Origin of the sequence: Paraburkholderia sp. RL18-101-BIB-B (assembly GCF_046026985.1) — a bacterium.
Lineage (GTDB): Bacteria > Pseudomonadota > Gammaproteobacteria > Burkholderiales > Burkholderiaceae > Paraburkholderia.
This window is the reverse complement of sequence record NZ_JARESV010000008.1, coordinates 118,644-143,775: the sequence shown is the minus strand read 5'-3', so window position 1 is coordinate 143,775 and position 25,132 is coordinate 118,644. Positions and strand designations below refer to the sequence as shown.

Below are 25,132 nucleotides of genomic sequence, written 5' to 3'. Positions count from 1 at the left end.
GCTTGTGCGTCGGTTTTTGCGTCACTCGCCCTGATTCTCAGGCAGCGACGCTTTCCTCATCCACACCGCTCCACTCGCGACGATCGGCCGCACCGGCTTCGGCCACTTCCGGCTCATGCGCCGCGACGCCTTGTCGCTCCCCGCTTTTCGCTCGAATCACCGCATCGCCCGCATACGGATGCCGCGGATGCACCGGCAACTGATTGCAGCGCTCCACGACGCGCCGGACCGCCTCGATATCCGAGAAATCGAGCCCGGTATCGACGCCTTGCGCAGCCAGATTCATCGCCAGCGTCACGAGATCGACGTTGCCGGTCCGCTCGCCATTGCCGAACAGACAGCCCTCGACGCGGTCCGCGCCCGCCAGCAGCGCCAGTTCCGCGGCGGCCACCGCGGTGCCGCGATCGTTATGCGGATGCACCGACAGCACGATGCTGTCGCGATAGCCGAGATTGCGGTGCATCCATTCGATCTGGTCGGCGAATACGTTCGGTGTCGCCGCTTCCACGCTCGCGGGCAGGTTGATGATCATTTTGTGATCGCGCGTGGGCCGCCACGTCTGCGCCACTGCGTCGCACACCTCGCGTGCAAATGGCAGTTCGGCCGCGTTGAACGTTTCCGGCGAGTACTGGAAGGTCCAATGCGTGTCCGGCCGCGCCTGCGCATGCTCCTTGATGATCTGCGTGCCTGCCACGGCCAGCGCTTTGATTTCGGCCTTCGACTGGTTGAACACGATCCGGCGAAACGACGGGCAGATCGCGTTGTACAAGTGCACGATGGCGCGCGGCGCGCCTTCCAGCGCCTCGAACGTGCGCGCGATCAGTTCCGCGCGCGACGGCATGAATACCTCGATGGTCGCGTCGTGGGGAATGCGCTTTTCTTCGATCAGCTTGCGGACGAAATCGAAATCCGTTTGCGACGCCGACGGATAGCCGACTTCGATTTCCTTGAAGCCGATCGCGACCAGCATCTCGAAGAACTCGAGCTTTTGCGCCGCGTTCATCGGCTCGATCAGCGCCTGATTGCCGTCGCGCAGATCGGTGCTCATCCAGACCGGCGCCTGGTCGATCGTGCGGCTCGGCCATTTGCGGCCGGTCAGCCGCACGGTGGGGAAGGGGCGATATTTTTCAGCTGGATTTTGCAACATGGTGAGCCTCGTTCGTTGTGTCGTATGCGAAAGGATGTGGCGTCGAGCGGTTGGCGGACTGCCACGGGTGCACGGGCCGCCAGCCGGGGGCTAGCGGCAACAACGAACGGGCGCGAACGAACAGCGTCATCGTGGCGGCGAAAACGGACGTGGATAAAGCCCATGCGGCGTGCATTTGATCCTCGCGCTTCGTCCGCGCGGTAAACGGACGAATGCAAACGACTACAGGTTGTGAAGAACTACGCTTAGGGGGTGAAACGGAACAACGGAACTGCTGGAGAGACCGCGCTTTGAGCAACCTGAGCTGCCAACGCGCGGCGCTACGCCTGACTTACGCTAGGCGTAGCGATAGGGGCCGCGCTAGGCGGCCGGAGGTAATTCGGAGGGTGTTCGGAAGGGAACGCATGGGTCTAATGTATGACGGCGCGTCGCGGCGTGTCAACCCGCGCAGGTCGCAGCGGGCGACGGCAAGCGCACCGCAGCGCTTACGCCGAGGCGGTTACGCCGGCATTCTCGCGACGTCCACGATCAGTTCGACCTGCCGTTCGATCGCGCTCGGCACGGGCGCTTCGCCACGCAATACGGCGCTGATCCAGGCCGCTGTCGTCGGCGCGTCTTTAGCGTCGGGCAAGTCCACTTCCGGCGCATCCGGCGACGAGCGTTCATGCGGCACGCGCGTTTCGCAGACGCCGTCGTGCAACCAGTCGACTTGCACCTGGCGCCGCGTATCGGCCACCGCTTCGCCTTCTGTGCCGCGCGCAAGCAGCGCGCCGCCGGCGGCCGCGTCCGGATGCGTGTTGAACAGTTGCGTGAGGCTGTCGCGATACGGCGGGTGGGTGTAGTTGACGAGGCGCAAACCCGCGGGCGCGAACGGCTGCAGGATTTTCACCAGCGTGTGCGTCGAATTACGCACGCCCATGCGCCGGCGCAGCGCAAGCAGGCGCGCGAGCTTCGGCGCGAGCACGCCGATCGGAGCAAACGCAAGGCGGTGCTCAGCGAGACCGTCTTCGATATCGGCGTGCGATCGCGCGTGCGGAATTTGCAGATGCGTGAAGATCTCCGCGCTCGTCACGCGGCCCGGATCTTCGGTGACGCCATGCACCAGCACCGGCACGCCTTCGCGCGCCAGCAGCAGGGCGAGCAGCGGCACCAGATTCGGCTGCTTGCGCGCGCCGTTGTAGCTGGGAATCGAGACGGGCCGGAACGTGCCGTGCGGCAGATGAACCGGCTCGAACGACGCATGCGCGCCGGCCAGCATCGCGGCGAGTTCGTCGGCGGTTTCGCCCTTCACGCGGTACGCGAGCAGCACCGCGCCGAGTTCGAGCTCGGCCACGCGGCCGTCGAGCATGGCGGTGTAGAGCGTGCGTGTATCGTCGGCAGTCAGCGCGCGGGCGCCGTTCGGGCCGCGGCCGATTTCCTTGATGAAGCGGGCGCAGGGGAAGGGATTGGCGGTGTCGGCGGAGTCGGTCATCGGGCGCAGTGGGACGTGTTGGCGTGCCGCCTCGGAGCGGTCGGCCACGGTATTCAGGAGACGCTATTGAGTGTGAGTATCGCATCTATGGCGATCCCGCGAGACAGCGCGCCCGCGATGCCGGCCGCGCCGGTTCATGCCGAACGGGCGCGCGCGGCGCTTTGTCGCGCGTTACACTCGATGTTTTATTGTCGCGCTGGCGGCACACATCAAGAAACGGAGAACGGGATGAGTTACGTATTTGCACCCGCACCGGTGGTCGCGGTGCCGGTTGTGGGGTCCAGCGAGCAGTTCGCGGTGCGTCGCATCTACTGTGTGGGCCGCAACTACGAGGCGCATGCGCGCGAGATGGGACACGATCCCGACCGCGAACCGCCGTTCTTCTTCGCCAAGCCGGCCGATGCCGTGTTGTACGTCGCGCCCGGCGCCACCGGCGAGTTTCCCTATCCGTCGCAGTCGAAAAATGTCCACTTCGAGATGGAAATGGTCGCGGCGATCGGCAAGGGCGGCAAGAACATTCCGGCCGAGAGCGCGCTCGACCACGTCTACGGTTACGCGCTCGGTCTCGACATGACGCGCCGCGATCTGCAGGCCGAAGCGAAGAAGCTGGGCCGTCCCTGGGATACCGCGAAGGGCTTCGATCACTCGGCGCCGCTTGGTCCGATTCATCCGGTCACGACCGTCGGCCATGTCGACAAGGGCGCGATCTGGTTGTCGGTGAACGGCGACGAAAAGCAAAACTCGGACGTGTCGCAACTGATCTGGTCGGTGGCCGAGACGATCGCTTATCTGTCGACGCTGTTCGAACTGCAACCCGGCGATCTGATTTTCACCGGCACGCCGGAAGGCGTCGGCGCAGTGGTGCAGGGCGATCTGATGAAGGGTGGCGTGGACGGGCTCGGCGAGCTCAGCGTGCGCGTCGTCTGACGGCCAGTTGGGGGAGACAGACAACATGAAGCTCTACAGCTATTTCCGTAGCTCGGCGTCCTATCGCGTGCGCATCGCGCTGAACGTGAAGAATCTGCCGTACGACTACGTGCCGGTGCACCTTGTGCGCGACGGCGGCGAGCAGTTGAAGCCCGAATACCGCAAGGTGAATGCGGACGGGATCGTGCCGACCTTCGTCGACGGCAATGACGTGATGCCGCAGTCGCTCGCGATCATCGAGTATCTGGAAGAGACGCATCCCGAGCCGCCGCTCCTGCCCGCGACGCCGGCCGATCGCGCATATGTGCGTGCGCTGGCGTTGCAGGTGGCATGTGAGATCCATCCACTGAACAATCTGCGCGTGCTGAAGTATCTGAAGCACACCTTGTGTCTCGACGACGATGCCAAGGACGCCTGGTACCGTCACTGGGTGGAAGCGGGTTTCGCGACGTTCGAAACGCATCTGGCGGGCGATTCGCGCACCGGCAAGCTGTGCTTCGGCGATACGCCGACCGTCGCCGACACCTGTCTGATTCCGCAGGTGTTCAACGCGCAGCGCTTCAAGGTCGACACTGCGAAGTTTCCGACCATCCAGCGCATCTATGATCACGCGATGCAACTCGACGCGTTTGCCCGCGCGGCACCCGGCGCGCAACCGGACGCTGAGTGACCTGTCCTGATCCGGCAGGCGGGATGAAAAAAGGGCACTCCTCGGAGTGCCCTTTTTGCTGCTTTAGCCGCGGACGCTGTTTCGCGTTCAGCCGCCCAGCAGTGCGTCGGAAAACTCTTCCGCGCTGAACGGCTGCAAGTCCTCGACCTTCTCACCGACACCGATGAAATACACGGGAATCGGACGCTGCCGCGCGATCGCGGCCAGAATGCCGCCCTTCGCCGTGCCGTCGAGTTTGGTGACGATCAGGCCGGTGAGGCCGAGCGCGTCGTCGAAAGCCTTCACTTGTGCGAGCGCGTTCTGGCCGGTGTTGGCGTCGATCACCAGCAGCAGTTCGTGCGGCGCGCCGTCTTGCGCCTTGCCGATCACGCGCTTCACCTTGCGCAGTTCTTCCATCAGATGCAGTTGGGTCGGCAGGCGGCCGGCCGTGTCCGCCATCATCACGTCGATCTTGCGCGCGCGCGCGGCGCCGACCGCGTCGAAGATCACCGCCGCCGGGTCGCCGCTTTCCTGCGACACCACGGTCACGTTGTTGCGCTGACCCCAGATGGCCAGTTGCTCGCGCGCGGCGGCGCGGAACGTGTCGCCCGCGGCCAGCAGCACCGACTGGTCGAAACTCTGCAGATGCTTGGCGAGCTTGCCGATGCTGGTGGTTTTGCCCGCGCCGTTGACGCCGGCGATCATCATCACGAGCGGCTGCGCGCGGCCGAGCATGAGCGATTTTTCCAGCGGCTTGAGCAGGTCGACCAGCAGCGTGCGCAGCGCCGCTTTGACCTGCTGGGGATCGGCGAGGCGCTCGGTGCGCACTTTTTCGCGCAGCGCTTCGAGCAGGAACTCGGTGGCGTCGACGCCCGCGTCCGACATCAGCAGCGCGGTTTCGAGTTCTTCGTACAGGTCTTCGTCGATCTTCGTGCCGACGAAAATGCCGGTCAGATTCGAACTCGTCTTCGACAAGCCGGTCTTTAGACGCGTCAGCCAGGAGCGTTTCGCGCCTGCGTCCGGCAGCGGCGGCGGCACGATTTCGACGGTTTCCTCGAAGGCGAATGCTTCCGGCTCGGGTTCGGGCTCGATCGCGGACGGAGCGGCCACGGGTGGCGTCTCGACGCGAACCGGCGCATCGGCTGGGCGCGGGGCAGCCGGCGCGACGGGCGCAGGCGCCTCCACGGCGGCGTCAAGCGTCGAGCCTTCTGGCGCTGTTTGCGACTCTTCTGGCGCGTTATCGGACTCTTTCGAACCCTTGAATCGTTTGAAAAAGCTGAACATGATCTGGCGTGGTGAGAGCGCGCGCCGATGCGCGCAGCCGGCATAAGACCGGCGGGAGCGGCAGGCAGCGTTGCGATGCGGGATGCAAGGCGCTGGAAGCCGCACATTTTATCAGGCGCGCCGCCGCCCGTCGTATCGGCCGAAAGGCCAGGCTGGACGCGGGGCGTCGCTGTGGTAACGTTGGCGCTCCGGCCCGCACGTGTCGACATTGCGGGCGCCTTCATCACGTAATCGAAACTGCATGCCCCGTTCAGCACCTTCACGCGCCCACGGCGCTTCGTCCAAAGGCGGCAAGCCGCACGCCATCCGTATCATCGGCGGCGACTGGAAGCGCACGCCTTTGCCCGTGCTCGACCTCGACGGCCTGCGCCCCACGCCCGATCGCGTGCGCGAGACGCTGTTCAACTGGCTCGGCCAGAATCTGGACGGCCAGCGCTGCCTCGATCTGTTCGCCGGCAGCGGCGCGCTGGGCTTCGAGGCGGCGTCGCGCGGCGCGGCACGAGTCTTGATGGTGGAGCGCAATGCGCGGGCCGCCAGCCAGTTGCGCGCGAATCAGGAACGCCTGTCGGCGCGCACGATCGAAATCGCTGAAGCTGACGGTTTGCGCCTCGCCGCGAGTCTCGCGCCCGGTTCGTTCGACGTCGTATTTCTCGACCCGCCGTTCGGCGACGATCTGCTCGGCAAAGCGCTCGCGCTGGCGGTGCCGCTCGTGAGCGCGGACGGATTTCTGTATGTTGAAGCGGGCGAGGCGCTCGAACTCGATGAGAACGAGACGCTCGCCGGGTGGGAAATCGTGCGGCAAGGTAAAGCGGGCGCTGTCCACTTTCATTTGCTGCAGCGCGAAAATAAGGAATAATGCGCGTTCCAAAACAAGCGCCGGGCGGTTTGCCGTCACGGGCGCGGTCGGTGCCAAATGCGTCGCGTGGACGCTTTGACGTGCCCCTTTGTCTGAAGAGAGGAGAAGTCTCATGGTAGTCGCCGTGTACCCGGGCACGTTCGACCCGCTGACGCGCGGTCACGAAGACCTCGTTCGGCGCGCGTCGAGCATTTTCGACACGCTGGTGGTCGGCGTTGCCGACAGCCGCAACAAGAAGCCGTTTTTCACCCTCGAAGAGCGCCTCGACATCGCTCACGAAGTGCTTGGGCACTATCCGAACGTTCAGGTGATGAGCTTCAAGGGGCTGCTGAAGGATTTCGTGCGCACCAATAACGCGCGGGTGATCGTGCGCGGGCTGCGCGCCGTATCGGACTTCGAATATGAGTTCCAGATGGCCGGCATGAATCGCTATTTGCTGCCCGACGTCGAAACCATGTTCATGACGCCGTCCGATCAATACCAGTTCATCTCCGGCACGATCGTGCGTGAAATCGCGCAACTCGGCGGCGATGTCAGCAAGTTCGTGTTCCCGTCGGTCGAAAAATGGCTGACCGAAAAGGTCGCCGCGATGGATCCGGCTAGCGGCGCGTCGGCGGGACAGCCGTAACCGGCGTAAACTGTCGGTTTGACGGATCAAAGCTGGCTGCGGCCGGCGTGAAGTGAGAGAAGTATGGCCTTGATGATTACCGACGAGTGCATCAATTGCGACGTGTGCGAGCCCGAGTGCCCGAACGACGCAATTTCGATGGGCCCGGAAATCTACGTGATCGACCCGAAGAAATGTACCGAGTGTGTCGGGCATTTCGACGAGCCGCAGTGTATTCAGGTGTGTCCGGTCGAGTGCATTCCACGCGACCCGGACCATCTGGAGACGCCCGATGGCTTGATGGCGAAGTACCACGCGCTGCAGGCTGCGAAGGGCGCGTGAAGTACGGAGTCTAAAAAACGGCGAGGCTTTTGGCCTCGCCGTTTTTTGGCGGCAACGCTTTGCGCCGTGCTATCCGACGTATGCGCTGAAGATCTCGCGCAATGCGTCCAGCAGAATGTCGCATTCGGCGTCGGTGCCGACCGAGATGCGCAGATGCTGGTCGATGCGCGGCGCCTTGAAATGGCGCACGAAAATCTCCTTTTCCCTCAGTCGCAGCACGAGCGTTGCGGCGTCGTAGCCTTCGTGACGAGCGAACAGCAGATTTGCCGCCGACGGCACCACCTCGAAGCCCAGCGCCGTCAACCCCGCGGCCAGTCGCTCGCGGCTTGCAATGACCTTGGCGCGGGTGTCGCGAAACCACGCGTCGTCTTCGTATGCCGCCGTGGCCGCGACTTGCGCCAGGCGGTCCAGCGGATAGGAGTTGAAACTGTCCTTCACGCGGTTCAGCGCGCCGATCAATTCCGGGTTGCCGAACGCAAAGCCGATGCGCATTCCCGCCAGAGAACGGGATTTCGACACAGTCTGAACGACCAGCAGATTCGGATAGCGGTCGATCAGACCGATAGCCGATTCGGCGCCGAAATCCACGTAGGCCTCGTCGATCACCACCACGGAATCGGGATTGCTCGCCACCAGGCGCTCGATATCGGCGAGCGGCAGCGGACGTCCGGTCGGCGCGTTCGGGTTCGGAAACAGGATGCCGCCATTCGGCGACACGTAATCGTCGACGTTGATCGCAAAGCTGTCATCGAGCGGGATGGTCCGGTAGTCGACTTCGAAAAGTCGCGCATACGTCGGGTAGAAGCTGTAGGTGATGTCCGGGAACAGCAACGGTTTGTCGTGCTTGAGCAATGCCTGGAACGTGAGCGCGAGCACTTCGTCCGAGCCGTTGCCCGCGAACACCTGTTCAGCGCGGATGCCGTGGTACGCGGCAACCGTTTCGCGGAGCTTTTGCGCGGTCGGATCAGGATAGCGACGCAGCGATTCGGCGGCGTCGCCCAGTTCCTGCCGGATCGCCTCGAGTACGCGCGGCGACGGCGGATACGGATTCTCGTTGGTATTCAGCTTCACCGGATGCGCGACCGCGGGCTGTTCGCCCGGCACATATGGCGTCAGACGGTGAACGATGTCACTCCAATAGCGGCTCAAGCGATTCTCCTGTGTCGACCGGAGTTAGCGCTTTAGCGCTTAGTCCGGTCCCATGCAACATAGTTGCGCGAAGACGGTACAGCGAATACCGATTCCAGCGGGCATTCTACGGATTGCGATGCAGTTGCATCATCGCGCGTTCCAACTCGCCCTTGATGATTTGCGGCATGACGGCGAGCCCGCGCTCGATCGACGCATCGATCACGTCTTGCTCTTCGCGCCGCGGCGGCTTCAGCACGTAATTGGCGACGTCGGGCTTGGCGCCGGCGCGCGCGCTCTCGGGAATCAGGTCTCGCGGATGACCAATGCCGATCCGCAGCCGCCAATACTGTTGCGACGACAAATGCGCGGTGATGTCCTTGAGCCCGTTGTGGCCGCCGCTGCCGCCACCGAGCTTCAGCTTGACGCTGCCGGGCGGCATGTCGAGTTCGTCGTGCGCGACCAGGATTTCGTCGGGGAGAATCTTGAAGAACTGCGCGACCGCCACGACCGATTGGCCCGAACGGTTCATATACGTCTGCGGTTCCAGCAGATGCACTTCTTCGCCGTGAAGCCGCGCCTTGGCATAGAAACCGTGGAAACGCCGCTCGTCGCGCAGCGTCGCGCCTGCTTCGCGCGCCAGTTGATCGACCAGCCAGAAGCCGGCGTTGTGGCGCGTCGCGGTGTATTCGGCGCCCGGATTGCCGAGGCCGACGATCAGCTTGATCATGATTGCGTACGTCCATCTGGCTCAGCAGCCGAACGTAGCCGAGCCGAAAAAAACCGAAAAAAAACCCGCCGGGGCGAACCTCGGCGGGTCACGTCGACCGTTTCATTGAAACGGATCGAGAGGATTTCTTGCTCTTCGCGTGAGGCGCCCTTAAGCAGCCGGCGTTTCGCCTTCGCCTTCAGCGGCGGCGGCTTCGCCTTCAGCGATTGCGCCAGCGGGGATCGTTGCAGCTGCGACCACCGGGTTTTCTGCTTCGACGTGAGCAACCAGCGACACACCTGCCGGCAGCTTGATGTCCTTGGCGTGAACCGAGTGACCCGCTTCGATCGTCGCCAGATCAACTTCGAGGAATTCCGGCAGTGCCGACGGCAGGCACTCGATTTCGATTTCGTTGATAACGTGCGAGATCACCGCGCTCGACAGCTTCACTGCCGGGTTCGATTCCTGGTTCATGAAGTGCAGCGGCACCTTGGTGTGCAGCTTCTTCTTCGCGTCGACACGTTGGAAGTCCACGTGCAGCACGAGCTGACGGAACGGGTGGTATTGCACGTCGCGCAGCAGAACCTGTTGCGACTTGCCTGCCACTTCCAGATCGAGGATCGACGAGTGGAAAACTTCTTTCTTCAGCGCGTGCCACAGCGCGTTGTGGTCCAGTTCGACCAATTGCGTTTCAGCACCAGCGCCATATACGATGCCCGGGGTCTTGCCCGAGTTACGCAGGCGGCGGCTCGCACCCGTACCTTGCAAAGAACGCTCGAAAGCGACTACTTTCATTTTGAATCTCCAATGCACTGCCCGCGACCAGGCAGTAAAAACGGGGCCTCCAAGCCAGATGGCTGAGGCCCCAGAGCTGCGGCACGAACCTTCGTTCGTTCATGCCGATTGTGCAAAAGCGCAGCGTACCGCATGGTGCGGCGCGCTGCGCCTTCGCAAATACTTAACTTTCAGCGAACAGCGACATCACCGAATCGCCGCGGCGAATCCGCGAGAACGTTTCGGCAAGCAGGCCGGCGCTGGTCAACGAACGGATCTTCGCGCACGAGCGGGCTTCGTCGCCGAGCGGGATCGTGTCCGTCACAACGAGTTCGTCGAGTGCGGAAGCGGCGATACGCTCGCCTGCGCCACCTGACAGAACCGGGTGCGTAGCGTAAGCGAACACCTGCTTCGCGCCGCGTTCCTTCAAAACTTGTGCTGCCTTGCAGAGCGTGCCGGCGGTGTCGACCATGTCGTCCATGATCACGCAGGTACGGCCTTCGACTTCACCGATGATGTTCATCACTTCGGCAACGTTCGCCTTCGGGCGGCGTTTGTCGATGATCGCGAGATCGCAATTCAGTTGCTTGGCCAATGCCCGCGCGCGCACCACGCCGCCGACGTCCGGCGAAACGACCAGCAGGTTCTCGTAGTTCTGCTTGCGCAGATCGCCGAGCAGCACGGGCGTCGCGTAGATGTTGTCGACCGGAATGTCGAAGAAGCCTTGAATCTGGTCGGCGTGCAGATCCATCGTAATGATCCGCTCGACGCCGGCGATTTCCAGCATGTTCGCCACGATCTTCGCCGAGATGGCGACGCGCGCGGAACGCGGGCGACGATCTTGACGGGCATAACCGAAGTAGGGGATGGCTGCGGTGATCCGGCCGGCGGATGCGCGCTTGAGCGCATCGACCATGATCATCAGTTCCATCAGATTGTCGTTCGCCGGTGCGCACGTGGACTGCAGGACGAAGACATCCTTGCCACGCACGTTTTCCTGAATCTCGACCTGGATTTCACCGTCCGAGAAACGGCTAACCATTGCTTTGCCGAGGGGAATACCGAGGATTTTGACGACTTCCTGTGCAAGCGCGGGATTTGCGTTGCCAGTAAAAACCATCAGGCCGTCATGGCTGCTCATCGTGCACCTACTTCAGGCTGGGGGCGAGGGAAATGCGAGAAATTTTGGCAGGGGAGAAAGGATTCGAACCTTTGCATGCCGGAATCAAAATCCGGTGCCTTAACCAGCTTGGCGACTCCCCTACACTAACTCTGAGCTTCGCCGAACGTGGAGTTTCGTTCGACGATGCAAAACTTATGACGCGAAAGTAAAGAGTGGATGCTGATCGAGACTTGCGGCCACTGCGCTGTTCCATTCGGCTGGCAGTTTGGCTTGCACCGCTTCTGCATCAGCTCTACTACGGAACGCTGCAAAAACACTTGCACCTGATCCAGACATCCGCGCTGGCGCGATGTTTTCAAACCATCGCAACACTTGCGCTACTTCCGCGTATTTCCCTACGACAACCTGCTGCATGTCATTCCGGCCGAAACTTTCTGGCCATTCAGTGTTGCAGCTAAGTTCTGCAGGAAAGTCCGTAATTGTGAGGGGTTTTGAATCTCTTGTCAACGCTTTTTCAGAAAAAATCGCTGCAGTCGGAACATGAACCCTCGGCGTCACTACTAGGAAATGGCGCGGCGGCAATTGTACAACGTCTAGTGCTTCTCCGACACCCTGCGCGAACGCATTTTTCCCAAACACAAAAAATGGCACATCCGCGCCGAGTTTCAATGCCAGCGCCTGCAATTCGAGGCGCGGCAAGTTGAGCTTCCACAGACGGTTCAGTGCGAGCAGTGTCGTCGCTGCATCGGAGCTGCCGCCGCCGAGGCCCGCGCCCATCGGCAGACGCTTGTCGATTTCGATATCGACGCCTTCAGGCGAGCCCGTATGCGTTTTGAGCAGCGTCGCGGCGCGCACGGTCAGGTCATGTTCCGGCGGCACGTCGGCGATCTCGGTGCTGCGCGTGATGAGCCCGTCGTTGCGTCGCGTGAAGTGCAGCGTGTCGCCCCAGTCGAGCAACTGGAAGACCGTTTGCAGCGTGTGATAGCCATCCGGCCGACGGCCGGTAATGTGCAGGAAGAGGTTGAGTTTCGCTGGCGCGAGGCAATCGCGCAGCGAATCGGTCGTTTCAACAATCATGAGTCGAGGCTACATGCGCCACATGGCGCCAAAGAAGCGGCAAGGTCGCGCGCGAAAAAGTGCGTGAAGCGGCGCGGGTTACTGGTCCAGCACGAGCTTGATGTCGAGCGGTGGATCCGAGCGGGTCAGGTTGATGCGCTTCACGCCGGTGGCCGGCGCGTCGGCATAAGCCAGATAGTCGATCGTCCAGCCGTCCTGCGTGATTTGCTTCAGCCGCGACGGTTGCTCCGGATCCTTCTCGGTCTTGGCGCGCGAGGTGGGCGCCGGCGACGGTTGCAGCCAATAGCGCAGCCCTTCGACCGGCAGCGCGAAGCCGAGCGCATTCTGCATCAGCGTGGAGACGTTATCCGCGGTGAGCGGCTGGCGATTCGGCAATTCCAGCGTGGCCGAAGCCGGCGACGAAGTCACCACCGCCAGCGTCTGGCCGAGCGGATTGCGCAACTGCAGGGTCACGGTGTCGCCGGTTTCCTGCCACGTGAAGTTGCCGTAAGCGTTGCGCTGCTGGCCGTTCTGATCGTTGTACTGGACCGCGAAGCGGCCTTGGTAAGCACGGCTCGTTTGCGCGGTGACGGAAGTCGCGGCATTCGACGTGGACGGACCCTGCGGTTTGACTGACGCACAACCGGCCAATACGACGACCGCTGCCGCTGCGAACCCGAGCGCCGCGCCACGCGGCGCCCGGGGAAAGAAAATCAGACGGGAAAGACGCATCAAAGATCGTTCACCTGAAGACGTTGGAGCGTTTTGACAAGCGTGTCGTTGTCCGGTTCGAGCTTGCGCGCATCGCGGAAAGCGGCGCGTGCCTGATCCTGATTGCCGGTTTTCCACAGCACTTCGCCGAGGTGCGCGCCGATTTCGGCGTTCGGCTGCATGTCGTACGCTTTGCGCAGCAGCTTGATCGCGTCCGACGTGTCGCCCATCCGGTATTTGACCCAGCCGACGCTGTCCATGATGAACGCGTCGTTCGGCGCCAACGAGGATGCCTTCTCGACCAGCTTGTCCGCTTCGGCGAGGCGCTGATTGCGATCAGCCAGCGAGTAGCCTAGCGCGTTGTACGCTTGCGGATTGTCGGGCTGCGTCTGGATCAGCTTGCGCAACTGCGCTTCCATGACGTCGTAATGGCCGGTTTTTTCAGCGGACATCGCGTAGTCGTAGGTCAGATCGGGGTCGTCGGGGAATTGCGCCGTGGCTTGCTGCAGACGTGTTTCCGCCTCCGGGTAGCGCTTCGCGTCGAACAGGATCGCCGCGTCGGTGCGGGCGATCAGCGCCTGGTCGCGCGGGTCCGACGCGGGCAGGTTAGCCAGCAGCTTGCGCGCGTCATCGGTCTTGCCCTGCTTGGCGAGCAATTGCGCACGCGTGATCTGCGCGGGCACATATTGCTGGCTCGACGGCGAGATCTTGTTCAGCCAATCGCTCGCGGCCGCTTCGTTCTTCTGTTCGAGCGACAACTGCGCAAGGTAGATATACGCCTGGCCCGGATCGGCGCCCGGCGTTTTTTCCGCTTGCTGGGCGTACTGAGTCAAGTACGTTTGCGCGTCGTTGAAATTCTTCTGCTGGATCTTGATCAACGCGAGCGCCATGAGCGGCGTCAGTTCGTTCGCGTTGTTCTTGTGCATCATCTCGAACTGCTTCTGCGCGTCGTCCAGACGGTCGCTCGCGAGATACATCTGCGCGAGCGCGAGACGCGCGTCATGCGATTTCGGATTCTGCTGCACGTACTTTTCGAGCGAGGCGATACCTTCCTTGCGCTCTTCCGGGCCCATTTGCGACAGCATCAGCGCCGCCGGCAAATAGTCGGGCTTGAGCGTGAGCGCCTGTTCGAGCGACTTGCGCGCGCCCGGCGCGTCGTCCGACACGAGCTGCTGGCGTGCGATCGCCAGTTGCGCTTCGGGCCGGTTCATGTCGTTCTTGAGCAGATCCTGCAGCACGTGCAGGCCGCCGATCCGGTTCGGGCCGCGCGACAGCAGCAGTTGCAGTGCCAGAATCGCGCTGCCGCGATTGTCGGCGGGCACCCGTGCGAGTTCGCGGGCGAGGATCGGCGAAGCGTCATCAGGTTTGCCGGACAGCACGAGCAGCGACGCGTCGAGTTGCGCGGCGCGTTCCGAGTTGGGCGCATACTGCTGCCACAATTGCGCGGCGGCCAAAGCGTCCGACGGGCTCTGCGCGGCCAGCGCGATCTCGGTGGCGCGCTGCGCCATGCGGGGATCATGCGTGTCGCGCGCGAGGGCGAGGTAGGTCTGATAGGCGGGCGCCGGCTGGTCGCGCTGCAGCGCGACTTCGGCTGCGAGCACCTGGAATACGATCTGGCTCGTCAGCGGCACGCCGGGCAGGGACTTCTGGTCTTCCGCCGAGGCCGGGCCGAGCGGATCCGGCAGGGTGACCGAAGTGTCATCCGAGTCCGGCGATGGGTCCTGCGCGTGGGCGGGCACGGCAGCCAGCGCCCAGACGGCGAGCGCCGCCGCACCGAGCATCCGGCGAGCGGACACGGCGTGCGGTACGCGGAATGCGCTAGCCGGGCGCTTCAAAAACAGCTTCACGAAGGACAAGTTCATGGAAATCCGTTCAATGTTTCGGACGATTGTAACGCGCTCGCTACAATACGCGCACAACCACTCACGCAAGTTGCAGACCAGTTAGACATGCCAGAGTTGCCAGAAGTTGAGGTTACCCGACGGGGAATCGAACCGTATGTGTCCGGGCGCAAGGTTGAACGCGTCGATGTGCGCACGCCCGCATTGCGCTGGCCGATTCCGGCCGACCTTGCGAAAACCTTGCGCGGCCACGTCGTGCGCAAGGTCGAGCGGCGCGGCAAGTATCTATTGTTCGAGATCGACGCGGGCTGGTTCATCGTGCATCTTGGCATGACTGGGACGCTACGGGTGCTGCGCCATGTGCCGCATCCGCCGGCCGCGGCGAAACACGATCACATCGACTGGATTTTCGACGAGTTCATTTTGCGCTATCGCGACCCGCGGCGCTTCGGCGCGGTGCTGTGGCACCCGCGCGAAGCCGGCGACGTGCTCGAGCACCCCTTGCTCGCGAGCCTCGGCGTCGAACCGTTTTCGCCCGCGTTCTCCGGCGCGCTGATGCACCGGCTCACGCGCGGGCGCAAAGTCTCGGTGAAGCAGGCGCTGCTGGCCGGTGAAATCGTGGTCGGCGTGGGCAATATCTACGCGTCGGAGAGCCTGTTTCGCGCCGGCATCCGGCCGACCACCGCGGCGGGGCGCGTCTCGCTCGTGCGCTACGAGTTGCTTGCGGACGCCGTGCGCGTGACGCTCGCCGCCGCCATCGAGAAGGGCGGCAGCACGTTGCGCGATTTCGTCGGCAGCAATGGCGAAAGCGGTTACTTCCAGCTCGACTATTTCGTCTATGATCGCGCCGGCCTGCCATGCCGTGTGTGTGGAACGCCGATCAAACAGATCGTGCAGGGGCAGCGTTCAACGTATTTCTGTCCCACCTGTCAGCGCTAAATCCCCAATGCCTTCTCGCTTAACTCCCCGTTCAACCCCGTCCGCCGCGCCTCGAGCGCCTGCTTTTCCGGTCATGTCTGATTTTTCCACGCGTCTGATCGCGTGGCAGCGTCAGCATGGCCGGCATGATTTGCCGTGGCAGAACACGCGCGATCCGTACCGCATCTGGTTGTCGGAAATCATGCTGCAGCAGACGCAGGTGTCGACGGTGATTCCGTATTACGCGAAATTTCTCGCGCGTTTTCCGACTGTCGCCGCGCTCGCCGCCGCGCCGTCTGACGACGTGATGGCGTTGTGGGCCGGCCTTGGCTACTACACGCGTGCCCGCAATCTGCATCGCTGCGCGCAAGTCGTGGTCGAGCAGCATGGCGGCGAGTTTCCGGCATCGGTCGAGGATCTGGCGGAGTTGCCGGGCATCGGCCGTTCGACGGCGGCGGCGATCGCGTCTTTCGCGTTCGGCGCGCGCGCGACGATTCTCGACGGCAACGTGAAGCGCGTGCTGGCGCGCGTGTTCGGCGTGGAAGGTTTCCCGGGCGAAAAGAAAGTCGAAAACGCGATGTGGACGCTGGCGGAGTCGCTGCTTCCGTCGAACGCATCGGACGCCGAAGTCAGCGCGTACACGCAAGGCTTGATGGATCTCGGCGCGACGCTGTGCGTGCGCGGCAAGCCCGACTGCCTGCGCTGCCCGTTCGCCGCCGACTGCGTCGCCAACGTGACGGGACGCCAGCGGTTGCTACCCACGGCGCGTCCGAAGAAGACCGTGCCGACGCGCCGTACGTGGATGCTGGTGCTGCGCGACGGCAACGCGGTGATGCTGGAGAAGCGCCCGCCGTCCGGTATTTGGGGCGGCTTGTGGAGCCTGCCCGAAGCCGCCGATGAAGCCGCGCTCGCCGACCGCGCGCGCGCTTTCGGTGGCGACGGTGCGGTCTCGCCGCTTGCGCCGCTCACGCATGTGTTCACGCATTTCAAACTGGACATCGAGCCGCGGCTCGCGGAGCTGGATCGAGGCGTGGGCGCCTTGGCTGCGCTGGGCGACGCCGACACTGCGTGGGTCGCGCTCAGCGATCTCGATTCGTTCGGTGTGCCCGCGCCGGTGCGCAAGCTGCTAGACAGTTTGCAGGGCTCGCTGATCTGATCAATCCGGCGGCCACGCGGCCGCCGTCACAGCAGTTGATGCTGCTGCATGTAGTGATGAACCACGTCGATCCGCGCGCCGGCGTCCAGCAACTCCATCAGTTTCTGGCGAGCACGCAGCGCAATCGGCAGCACTTCGGCAAGACGGTTCGATACCCATGACGGATCTTCGAGCCTGAACGGTTCCGCGAACGGCAGGCTTTCCGGATCGCGCTCGCGGATCGTCGCGATGATCCGTTCGAGCACCTCCGCGCATGCGCCGAACTTGGCCAACTGCTCGTTGCCTTCGAGCGGCATATCCTCGCCGAGCGGCTCCGCCATGCCGACCAGCAAACCACTCGACTCGACGCGATGCGACAGCAGACGAAAACGCCGCGTGCCGCGTGCGCGAATCAGCAGCATGCCGAAGGCTTCGACATCGCACTCGTCGATTTCAGCGAGACAGCCGATTGCTTCGGGCACCGAAGGCTCTTCTTCGCGCGCCACTTCCGCACCGCTTTTCAGCAGGCACACGCCGAACGGCGTTTTTTCGCGCAGACAGTCGCGCGCCATGTCGAGGTAGCGCGCTTCGAAAATCTTCAGCGGCAGCAGTCCATCGGGAAACAGCACCGTATGCAGCGGAAACAGCGGCACATCGGCAACCACAGTAGAAGAAGACATGGCGCAACGCTTCGAGTTGAGGCCGCGCGATGCGGCCGGTTAAGCCACTAACTTCGATGATTCGCCGGCTTCGACCGGCGCATCGCGGTGCCGCACAATGACATTCGCCGACGATGCGAGACGCGCGGCGAGCGTCTCCGCAATGAACACTGAACGGTGCTGGCCTCCCGTGCAACCGATCGCGACGGTCAGATAACTGCGGTTGTCGTCGCGGAAATGCGGGAGCCACTTGGCGAGAAAGTTCTCGATGTCGTCGATCATTTCATGCACGACCGGCAGTGCATCGAGAAAATCGATCACCGGTTTGTCGAGGCCCGTGAGCGGCCGCAATTCATGATCGTAGTACGGGTTCGGCAAGGTGCGGACGTCGAACACGAAATCCGCGTCGAGCGGCACACCGCGCTTGAAACCGAACGACTCGAACATCAGCACGAGTCCCGAATCTTTCTGCTCGATGAAACGCTTGACCCATGCACGCAGCACGTTCGCGCGCAGATTGCTCGTGTCGATCTGATGGCCGAATTCGGCCAGACCCGCCACGAGTTCACGTTCGCGTTCGATCGCTTCGGCGAGCGAGGTGAGCAGGCCGACGTCGGCGTCGTGCGAAGTGGAACCGGAGAGCGGATGGCGGCGGCGCGTTTCGGAGAAGCGTTGAATCAGCGACTGCGTGCTCGCGTTCAGGAACAGCACACGCACGTCGTGGGCGCGCGACAGGTCGCGGATCATGGCGGGCATTTCGTCGAGCGAGGCGCTCGAGCGCGCGTCGATAGCGACCGCGAGACGGTCTTGCCCGTCTTCGGCGAGATAGGAGGCCAGTTGCGGCAGGAAACGCGGCGGCAGATTGTCGACGCAGTAATAGCCTGCGTCTTCAAGCGCGTTCAGGGCAACTGATTTGCCGGAGCCGGATATACCGGTGATCAGGATTATGCGCATGGAGTCGTCAAAACCGTACATTTCATCATAGCATCTGGTCTCCGTGCGTGTACCCGCGGCCTGTCGTCGGCTGCGGGCACCGCATTGTCTTGCGGCTCAGATCAGTTTGCCGGGAAACTGGCTGTCGGGGTCTTGCATCGCCAGGCGCTGGCGATCCATGAAGTCGCGCAGCGTGTCGATGCCGCGCAGTTGCAGGATCGTGTTGCGCACGGCGGCTTCAACCAGCACCGCGAGATTTCGGCCGGCAGCCACCTGAATCGTGACCTTGCTGATCGGCAGGCCGAGCACGTCGACGGTCTGGCTTTCCAGCGGCAGCCGCTGAAATTCGCCATCGGGACGGCGGACCAGTTGCACGATCAGCTTGAGCTTCATTTTCCGGCGCACCGCGGTTTCACCGAAAATCGTCTTGATATCGAGCAGGCCCAGGCCGCGCACTTCCAGCAGATTTTGCAGCAGCGGCGGACAACGCCCTTCGACGAAGTCAGGACCGAGGCGCACGAAATCCACCGCGTCGTCGGCGACGAGACCGTGGCCGCGGCTGATCAGTTCTAGCCCAAGTTCACTCTTGCCGAGGCCCGAGTCGCCGGTGAGCAGCACACCCATGCCGAGGATGTCGAGAAACACGCCGTGCAGCGTGGCGCGCGGCGCCAGAATGCGCGACATGTAAAGGCGCAGGCTGTCGATCACCGCGGCGGCGGACATCGGCGTGGTGAATAGCGGTGTGGACGAGCGCGTGCAGCGCAGGACCAGTTCCGGCGGCGCGGCGACGCCGCCCGCCACCACCAGAAACGGCGGTTCCAACGCGATTAGCTCGGCCATGTGGCGCGAGCGGTCTTCGTCGGTTTGGCGCTTGTAGTAGTCGATTTCGGCGTCGCCGAGCACCTGGATCCGGTTGGGGTGGATCAGGTTCAAGTGGCCGACGAGGTCGGCGCTCGACGTGGCATTGGCGACCGATTCCGAAGAAAAGCCGCGCTCCCAGCCTTCATGCCCCGTCAGCCAGCTGAGCTTCAGCATGGCGGCGTTGTCGTCGAAAATGCTTTGGGCGTTGATGCTGGACGTATCCATGAGTCAGTGACTCCAGTGTGGGCCGCTTGCCGGACAAAGCAACGGCCGCGCTAGCGCGGGCCGCTTACCTTGCCAGACTGTATCCGCACGTGGGCGGATCACCGGCGTGCGGATAACCGCCGATGCATCAAGGTTGCCACTGAGTGAGCAGGCGATGCAATGATTCGCGGTCTTCTTCCGTATGCAGGCGCTCGCGGGCTTCGCGATCGGACAGCAACTGGGCGATTTCCGAAAGGATCTCGAGGTGCTGTTGAGTGGCCTGTTCGGGCACGAGCAGGAAGATGAGCAGCGAGACCGGCTGACCGTCGGGCGATTCGAAGGGGATGGGTTCGGCAAGACGGACGAACGCGGCGAGCGGTTGCTTCAAGCCTTTGATCCGGCCATGCGGAATCGCCACGCCTTCACCAAGGCCAGTCGATCCGAGGCGCTCGCGCGCGAACAGATTGTCAGTGACCGTGCTACGGGCGATGCCGTTCTGGTTCTCGAAGATCAGGCCCGCTTGCTCGAACACGCGTTTCTTGCTGGTGACCGATAGTCCGACGACGACGTTCTCGAGGGGAAGAAATTTGGCTAAACGATTCATGTTGACAGGCGGAAACGTGGCCTGGGTTCTCCTCGCTGGGGCGTTTGAGTGGCGTTCCATTCGTTTGATGCTCGCGGCGACGTGCGTTGGAGTCCGAAAGCGCAGGACTCCGGTCGACCGATTTCCGCTTGAGCTTACCTGACCCCGATGGGTAGGGTAGCCCCCCTTCCTTGTGGAAGAGGGGCCCCCTAGGAACTGTACGTGCGAGTTTCCCCGCATACAGCTCGAGCCTACAATTCAAAGTCCTACCTATGGCAGAACCGGCTTAGCTACGGCAATATTACCAGTATGCACTTGCTGATGGCAGTGCGGATGAAGCAACACCCTATTAGACAAAGCGTCAGTCCCACCATGCATCTTGTATTCTAGATGATGGTCGTGCCAGCCCGTTTCATCCGTCAGTGCACAGCCGCAGTGGGCACAAACTCCCCGTTGCGACATGTACAAGCTCACCCATTGCTTGCGGTAGCGCATTGATTCCCACATGCGCTGCTGCCGCAACTGCTCGCCGTATGCTTCCCACGTGGGATCAAAGGGGTTGAATTCGCCTTTGATCTTAGTGTGGTATTTAATTGCGGTACCGCTCAGTTGGTACAGCTCAACCAAACCTTTGCTGCCATCGTTCCGAACCACGGGAGCGGCAAATACCCAGTTCCGATCGCCCACCGAGTGAAAGTACTTCCTTCTCACCCAGTTGACGCTCTTCTGCGGGTGTCGCCGCTGAGACCACCGCCAGAGCCTCTGAAAGATCAGGTGCTCCATACGGCTGTACGCTTGCTTGGCTGAAACTGGATGGTGATACTGAGCCCATCCACGCAACATTGGGTTGAGCAGGCGAATCAAAGTCTCCTGCGTCACCGTTTTGTTGCCGCTGATCACATCCGCCACCTTGCGATAGAACGTTTGCGCGTTCTTCTTGCTCGGCTTAATGAGTAGCCTCCCCGAGTACTTCCGGAAATTCCACCCAAGGAAGTCGAAGCCGTCATCAATATGGGTGACCCGCGTTTTCTCCTCGGACAGTTGCAGACCTCGAGCTGCAAGGAATGCTTCCACCCTTGGCCTGACTTCGTTCTCTAGAAGCTCTTTCGAGATCCCGGTGATTACGAAGTCATCCGCGTATCGCACCACATTGACTTTTGACTTCTCAGCTTTCACGAGACCCAGTTTGGCACCGAGGTGCAATGCTAGATCTTGTTCCAGCCCATTCAGCGTTACATTTGCCAACGTCGGGGAGATGATGCCTCCCTGCGGCGTACCAGCCTCAGTCGCCTGTAGCTGCCCCTTATAAACGAGGCCAGCTTTCAACCACTTCCGGAGGATGGCCTTGTCCATCGGGACATGGTTCTCCAGCCAGTCATGGTTGATGTGGTCGAAACAGCCCTTGATATCCGCTTCCAGTACCCATCGAGACGAGGTCTTCCGGGCCGTGCAAACGCGTATCTGGGCCATGGCATCGGCCGTCGAGCGATTTAACCTGAACCCATACGAGTTCGGGTCGCTCGTCGATTCCGACACCGGCTCCAAGGCCAGCAGATGCAGGGCTTGCATCGCCCTGTCCTGCATGGTCGGAATGCCCAGAGGGCGCTCCTTCCCATTGGCCTTGGGGATAAAGACTCTTCGTAAAGGCAGAGGCCTATATCCGTGCCGCTTCAACCTACCGACAGCAAGCCATCGGCTTTCAGGCGAATCCCATAGCTCGCGATCGACTCCAGCCGTTCGCGCACCCTGGTTCTGCGTAACACGTCGCACCGCATACAGCTTTGCGGACAACGTGCGGGTCAGCATCCGTTGCAAGGCTTTCACCCTGCGCCAGTTACCTTCCCGCGTCGCCTTCGCAATTCGAATCTGCATCCCTCTCACGTTCCGCTCAACTCGACGCCAATCGATGGCGTGCCAATTGTCCGGCGCGTGGGAAAGCGCAGATCCGGTCTTTCGACCAGATACTTTCATGCTGCTCTCCTACCTGGAAAAGTCCCCAGACAGAAGGCGCATCTTCCCCAGCGGGGTAGATACACCCCGCTGGGGAACAACAAAATTCAATGCAGGCGCATGCGCCTGCATCTGACCAAGTTACCGAGGGTAGTCAGCCGTCTTGCGACGGTAGACCAGACGGAAGTCTGCCCGCTTTCGAGTGGGATGATGTTCCAACCCCTATCCGAACCATTACAGCTCGACTTTCGCTTTTTCCGTCCTCCCATACCTGCACAATCAACAGCGTCCCTTGCGGTTCGCCTGCCAGCCTTACTGCGCTGGCAACCATACAGGCTTACCACGTTCCCGGCATGTCACACGACTGACGTAGGTTCTGCCTCTTCCCCGGTGGTATAGCAGCGACGTAACCCGACAGTTAAGCGGAATAACTAACCACATACCTTTTGGTTGATGCCAACAGCAGCTTGGGCACCACAATGTTTACGAGGTTTATCAGCAGTTCACTTACATTAACCGTATCAGCCAGCCTAGCTCCTCGACCCCATCGCTGCTAGGAGTCTCCAAATCGCTACCTCGCGGTACCGAGTTGCCCGAAAAAATCCGGGGGCTACATTGTCAGAAGAGCTTCACACCCCACCGTTGCCAGTGACGCATGTCTTCCTAGGCTACTGCTGGTCGCACAGCAGGTTCACTACTCTCGTCGTCAAACTAACGGAAGCCGAACAATGACAAACCGAGCTTACGCTCGACCTTGTAACGAACCGGCGCCCAAGGGCGCGGGAATTACATACTCCAATCCGCTTGGTTAGCGGAGTTGAAGCCGCTAACCGGGCGGAGCCTGACGGTAATCAGGCCAATGCAATTACGCGCAACGGTACGAAGACCGATGTGCGTCTACGGCAATGGCTCTCAGTCTCACAGCACTGACAGCCGTTTCGCTACACAGGGGTGACCTCAAGGTGTCACCAAATGGGAGAGCTTTCGCCCTCCTAAAGTCGATGCGACGTGTCGCACTAACCGGAACATTATAGAACAGGGTAGCCACGGATGGTGCGGCGCGCCATCAATGCGTATTGAGTTCATTTGAAGCGCCGGCACTTGCTGCGACGCCGCGCGAGAAGCGGTGTCCGGAAACAAAAAACCGCCCGGTTCCGGGCGGTTTCGCTGGTAAGAGAAAACGAAGGTCTATCGAAGAAAACCCTCTAATTTCCCCTATTGCGGCGGCACATCTAGCTGCGGCGCCGGTTGATACTTGATCGCCTCATGCGCATGGCCTTGCAGGCGGTCCTTATGGCGGATGACTTGCCGGTCAAGCTTGTCGATCATCAGATCGATCGCAGCGTACAGGTCGCTGTCACAGCTCTCGACAAAGATGTCCTTGCCCTTGAGATGCAGGTTGATTTCAACCTTTTGACGCTTTTCCTTTTCCTTGTGGTTGTCGACCGAGAGGACCACACTGCCGTCGATTACCTGATCGAAATGTCTTAGCACCCTATCCAGTTTGGTGATCACGTATTCGCGCAACGCAGGCGTTACTTCGAGGTGGTGTCCACTGATCTGCAGATTCATAGTGCTTCTCCAAGCTAATGGCCGCTTGGTCCGCACGATGACGAAGGTCCGGTCGATCTGTCGGCTTGCCTGAGTCGCCCCCCGGTGACTGACTTCTGGCAGGTCGCATCGGCCGGCCTTTCCGCCAACTGCGGAGCGGCCGGTAAATGCCCGCCACGGAAGGCGACGGGCTACAGAGACTTGCGCAGGTTGACTGCCGGGATCTTGAGCGCTTCGCGATACTTCGCAACGGTACGTCGTGCGACCACGAAGCCCTGTTCCGCCAGCAGTTCGGCTATGCGACTGTCTGAAAGAGGAGATTTCGGGTTTTCCGCTCCTATCAGTTGCTTGATGAGCGCACGGATCGCCGTTGAAGACGCCGCGCCGCCCGTGTCAGTCGAAACGTGTGATCCGAAGAAGTACTTAAATTCAAGCGTCCCGAATGGGGTCAGCATGTATTTACCGGTTGTCACACGCGAGACAGTTGACTCGTGTAGGCCCAGCGTATCAGCAATTTCCCGCAAAACCAAGGGGCGCATGGCAATTTCGCCGTGGACAAAAAAGCTCTTCTGACGTTCCACAATTGCCTGCGCCACGCGCAGAATCGTCTCGAAACGTTGCTGGATATTTTTGATCAGCCAGCGCGCTTCCTGCAGTTGCTGGCGCAACGAACCGCTGCCCGGATCGCCCCGGTTATTGCGCAGAATATTCGCGTACAGATGGTTAATCCGCAGCTTCGGCACCACTTCCGGGTTCAGTTCGGCCTGCCAGCCCTGTGCCGTTTTGCGCACCATGATGTCCGGCACGACGTAGTCCGCTTCGGCCTTGCCGTAGGCGGCGCCCGGAAACGGTTCGAGCGAGCGGATCAGCACATGAGCATCGCGCAGATCGTCGTCGTTTGCCTTCAGATGCTTGCGCAGACGCGTGAAATCGCGCGCTGCGAGCAGTTCCAGATGGTGGGCGACGATGTCGAGGGCGAGCGTGCGCGTAGGCGATCCGTCGAGCCGCAACAATTGCAGTTTGAGACATTCCGACGCGGAGCGCGCGCCGACCCCGGCCGGGTCGAAGCTATGCAGCAGCGCCAGCGCGGCGTTCATTTCGTCGAGGTCCACTTCGAGCTCTTCGGGCAGATCGGCCAGCACTTCTTCGAGCGTGGCGGCCAGGTAGCCGTCGTCGTCGAGCGATTCGATCAGGAAGGTGATCAGCGCCCGGTCGCGCTGGCCCGCCTGGGTGACGCGCAATTGCGCCATCAGGTGGTCGCGCAGCGAGGTGCTCGATTCGTGGATTTGCAGCGGCGGCAGGTCGTCGTCGTCCGAGGCGTTGCCCGAGCGGCCGTAATCGTCGAGATTCCATTGCGACGCGTCGCCGTTACCGTCGCCGGCCATGCCGTTGTATTCGTCCACGCCCTGCGGCTCGCCGTTCTCGGCGCGCTCGTTGCTGCTGCTGGACGAGGACGACGTATTGCCGCCCATCTGGTCGGGCGGCGCGGAAGAATTGGGCGCCTGGGCGATCAGCGAGCCGTCGGCCGCCACGCGCAACGGGCTCGCGATCCAGTCGTCCTCGTTTTCGAGGAGCGGATTTTGCGAGATCGCCATTGCGACTTCCTGCTGCAATTCGAGCGTAGACAACTGAAGCAGCCGGATGGACTGCTGCAGTTGCGGCGTCAGCGCAAGATGCTGCGATAGGCGGAGTTGGAGGCTGGCTTTCATGGCA

The 25,132-nt window shown here is 62.0% G+C and carries 23 protein-coding genes, 1 tRNA gene and 1 pseudogene; 7 read left to right on the top strand and 18 right to left on the bottom strand.

The window, feature by feature from the left end; translation table 11 throughout:
- Positions 1 to 106: 106 nt before the first annotated feature.
- Both P0D73_RS15030 and ybiB read right to left on the bottom strand, forming a co-directional pair.
- Positions 107 to 1,147, bottom strand: a pseudogene (locus tag P0D73_RS15030) (2-isopropylmalate synthase); the annotation flags it as partial.
- Between the two features lie 499 nt (positions 1,148 to 1,646).
- Positions 1,647 to 2,618: a DNA-binding protein YbiB gene (ybiB, locus tag P0D73_RS15025; protein WP_408431800.1), complete on the bottom strand. Its 972-nt coding sequence runs from the start codon at positions 2,616 to 2,618 to the stop codon at positions 1,647 to 1,649.
- A gap of 228 nt (positions 2,619 to 2,846) precedes the next feature.
- On the opposite strand from ybiB, the gene P0D73_RS15020 reads away from it, so the two are divergent.
- Together P0D73_RS15020 and maiA are read left to right on the top strand one after the other, a co-directional pair.
- The gene (locus P0D73_RS15020) at positions 2,847 to 3,545 is read left to right on the top strand and encodes a fumarylacetoacetate hydrolase family protein (protein WP_342960137.1); all 699 of its coding nucleotides are present in this window, start codon (positions 2,847 to 2,849) and stop codon (positions 3,543 to 3,545) included.
- A gap of 25 nt (positions 3,546 to 3,570) precedes the next feature.
- On the top strand, positions 3,571 to 4,215 hold the full coding sequence (maiA, locus tag P0D73_RS15015; RefSeq protein ID WP_132376130.1) for a maleylacetoacetate isomerase: 645 nt from the start codon (positions 3,571 to 3,573) through the stop codon (positions 4,213 to 4,215).
- 87 nt (positions 4,216 to 4,302) lie between these two features.
- Here the strand turns inward: maiA and ftsY are convergent, their stop codons facing one another.
- Positions 4,303 to 5,478 (bottom strand): signal recognition particle-docking protein FtsY, encoded by a 1,176-nt coding sequence (gene ftsY, locus P0D73_RS15010; RefSeq protein ID WP_408284173.1) that lies wholly within the window; start codon positions 5,476 to 5,478, stop codon positions 4,303 to 4,305.
- A gap of 241 nt (positions 5,479 to 5,719) precedes the next feature.
- On the opposite strand from ftsY, the gene rsmD reads away from it, so the two are divergent.
- The 3 genes from rsmD (at position 5,720) to P0D73_RS14995 (ending at position 7,283) form a co-directional block, all read left to right on the top strand.
- Positions 5,720 to 6,334: a 16S rRNA (guanine(966)-N(2))-methyltransferase RsmD gene (gene rsmD, locus P0D73_RS15005; RefSeq protein WP_132376128.1), complete on the top strand. Its 615-nt coding sequence runs from the start codon at positions 5,720 to 5,722 to the stop codon at positions 6,332 to 6,334.
- Between the two features lie 112 nt (positions 6,335 to 6,446).
- Entirely contained in the window at positions 6,447 to 6,962 is a 516-nt protein-coding gene (coaD, locus tag P0D73_RS15000; protein WP_012431643.1) for a pantetheine-phosphate adenylyltransferase, read from the top strand.
- A gap of 63 nt (positions 6,963 to 7,025) precedes the next feature.
- Entirely contained in the window at positions 7,026 to 7,283 is a 258-nt protein-coding gene (locus P0D73_RS14995; RefSeq protein WP_012431644.1) for a YfhL family 4Fe-4S dicluster ferredoxin, read from the top strand.
- Between the two features lie 69 nt (positions 7,284 to 7,352).
- Here P0D73_RS14995 and hisC read toward each other — a convergent pair whose 3' ends face one another.
- The 8 genes from hisC to P0D73_RS14955 form a co-directional block, all read right to left on the bottom strand.
- On the bottom strand, positions 7,353 to 8,432 hold the full coding sequence (gene hisC, locus P0D73_RS14990) for a histidinol-phosphate transaminase (protein WP_408284176.1): 1,080 nt from the start codon (positions 8,430 to 8,432) through the stop codon (positions 7,353 to 7,355).
- A gap of 106 nt (positions 8,433 to 8,538) precedes the next feature.
- Positions 8,539 to 9,141, bottom strand: coding sequence for an aminoacyl-tRNA hydrolase (gene pth, locus P0D73_RS14985; RefSeq protein ID WP_132376126.1), 603 nt, complete (start codon positions 9,139 to 9,141; stop codon positions 8,539 to 8,541).
- A 150-nt stretch (positions 9,142 to 9,291) separates the two neighbouring features.
- Positions 9,292 to 9,915, bottom strand: coding sequence for a 50S ribosomal protein L25/general stress protein Ctc (locus tag P0D73_RS14980; RefSeq protein WP_132376125.1), 624 nt, complete (start codon positions 9,913 to 9,915; stop codon positions 9,292 to 9,294).
- Positions 9,916 to 10,078: 163 nt separating this feature from the next.
- Positions 10,079 to 11,035 (bottom strand): ribose-phosphate pyrophosphokinase, encoded by a 957-nt coding sequence (locus P0D73_RS14975; RefSeq protein WP_025597839.1) that lies wholly within the window; start codon positions 11,033 to 11,035, stop codon positions 10,079 to 10,081.
- 45 nt (positions 11,036 to 11,080) lie between these two features.
- Positions 11,081 to 11,157 (bottom strand) — tRNA-Gln (locus P0D73_RS14970).
- 52 nt (positions 11,158 to 11,209) lie between these two features.
- A complete protein-coding gene (gene ispE / locus P0D73_RS14965) occupies positions 11,210 to 12,091 on the bottom strand; it encodes a 4-(cytidine 5'-diphospho)-2-C-methyl-D-erythritol kinase (RefSeq protein WP_408431863.1) in 882 nt (293 codons plus the stop codon).
- 81 nt (positions 12,092 to 12,172) lie between these two features.
- Positions 12,173 to 12,805: a lipoprotein insertase outer membrane protein LolB gene (gene lolB, locus P0D73_RS14960; RefSeq protein WP_132376123.1), complete on the bottom strand. Its 633-nt coding sequence runs from the start codon at positions 12,803 to 12,805 to the stop codon at positions 12,173 to 12,175.
- Positions 12,805 to 14,646, bottom strand: coding sequence for a tetratricopeptide repeat protein (locus P0D73_RS14955; RefSeq protein WP_408431798.1), 1,842 nt, complete (start codon positions 14,644 to 14,646; stop codon positions 12,805 to 12,807). Before P0D73_RS14955 ends, lolB begins: the two co-directional genes overlap by 1 nt.
- Positions 14,647 to 14,733: 87 nt before the next feature.
- Here P0D73_RS14955 and mutM point away from each other — a divergent pair, with 87 nt between their 5' ends.
- Positions 14,734 to 15,564, top strand: coding sequence for a bifunctional DNA-formamidopyrimidine glycosylase/DNA-(apurinic or apyrimidinic site) lyase (gene mutM / locus P0D73_RS14950; RefSeq protein ID WP_012431652.1), 831 nt, complete (start codon positions 14,734 to 14,736; stop codon positions 15,562 to 15,564).
- A 7-nt stretch (positions 15,565 to 15,571) separates the two neighbouring features.
- Positions 15,572 to 16,699 carry an A/G-specific adenine glycosylase gene (gene mutY, locus P0D73_RS14945; RefSeq protein WP_408431796.1) on the top strand — a complete coding sequence of 376 codons (1,128 nt, stop codon included), beginning with the start codon at positions 15,572 to 15,574 and terminating at the stop codon, positions 16,697 to 16,699.
- Between the two features lie 26 nt (positions 16,700 to 16,725).
- On the opposite strand, the gene P0D73_RS14940 is transcribed toward mutY, so the two are convergent.
- The 7 genes from P0D73_RS14940 to P0D73_RS14910 form a co-directional block, all read right to left on the bottom strand.
- Positions 16,726 to 17,358 carry an LON peptidase substrate-binding domain-containing protein gene (locus tag P0D73_RS14940; RefSeq protein WP_408431794.1) on the bottom strand — a complete coding sequence of 211 codons (633 nt, stop codon included), beginning with the start codon at positions 17,356 to 17,358 and terminating at the stop codon, positions 16,726 to 16,728.
- A 39-nt stretch (positions 17,359 to 17,397) separates the two neighbouring features.
- A complete protein-coding gene (gene rapZ / locus P0D73_RS14935; protein WP_132376119.1) occupies positions 17,398 to 18,291 on the bottom strand; it encodes an RNase adapter RapZ in 894 nt (297 codons plus the stop codon).
- Between the two features lie 96 nt (positions 18,292 to 18,387).
- Positions 18,388 to 19,356 (bottom strand): HPr(Ser) kinase/phosphatase, encoded by a 969-nt coding sequence (hprK, locus tag P0D73_RS14930; RefSeq protein ID WP_012431656.1) that lies wholly within the window; start codon positions 19,354 to 19,356, stop codon positions 18,388 to 18,390.
- 127 nt (positions 19,357 to 19,483) lie between these two features.
- A complete protein-coding gene (locus P0D73_RS14925) occupies positions 19,484 to 19,999 on the bottom strand; it encodes a PTS sugar transporter subunit IIA (RefSeq protein WP_132376118.1) in 516 nt (171 codons plus the stop codon).
- 189 nt (positions 20,000 to 20,188) lie between these two features.
- Entirely contained in the window at positions 20,189 to 21,889 is a 1,701-nt protein-coding gene (ltrA, locus tag P0D73_RS14920) for a group II intron reverse transcriptase/maturase (protein ID WP_408431793.1), read from the bottom strand.
- A gap of 1,194 nt (positions 21,890 to 23,083) precedes the next feature.
- On the bottom strand, positions 23,084 to 23,440 hold the full coding sequence (gene hpf / locus P0D73_RS14915; protein WP_106282113.1) for a ribosome hibernation-promoting factor, HPF/YfiA family: 357 nt from the start codon (positions 23,438 to 23,440) through the stop codon (positions 23,084 to 23,086).
- A gap of 170 nt (positions 23,441 to 23,610) precedes the next feature.
- Positions 23,611 to 25,128, bottom strand: a complete 1,518-nt coding sequence (locus P0D73_RS14910) for an RNA polymerase factor sigma-54 (RefSeq protein WP_132376117.1) — start codon at positions 25,126 to 25,128, stop codon at positions 23,611 to 23,613.
- Between the last annotated feature and the right edge of the window lie 4 nt (positions 25,129 to 25,132).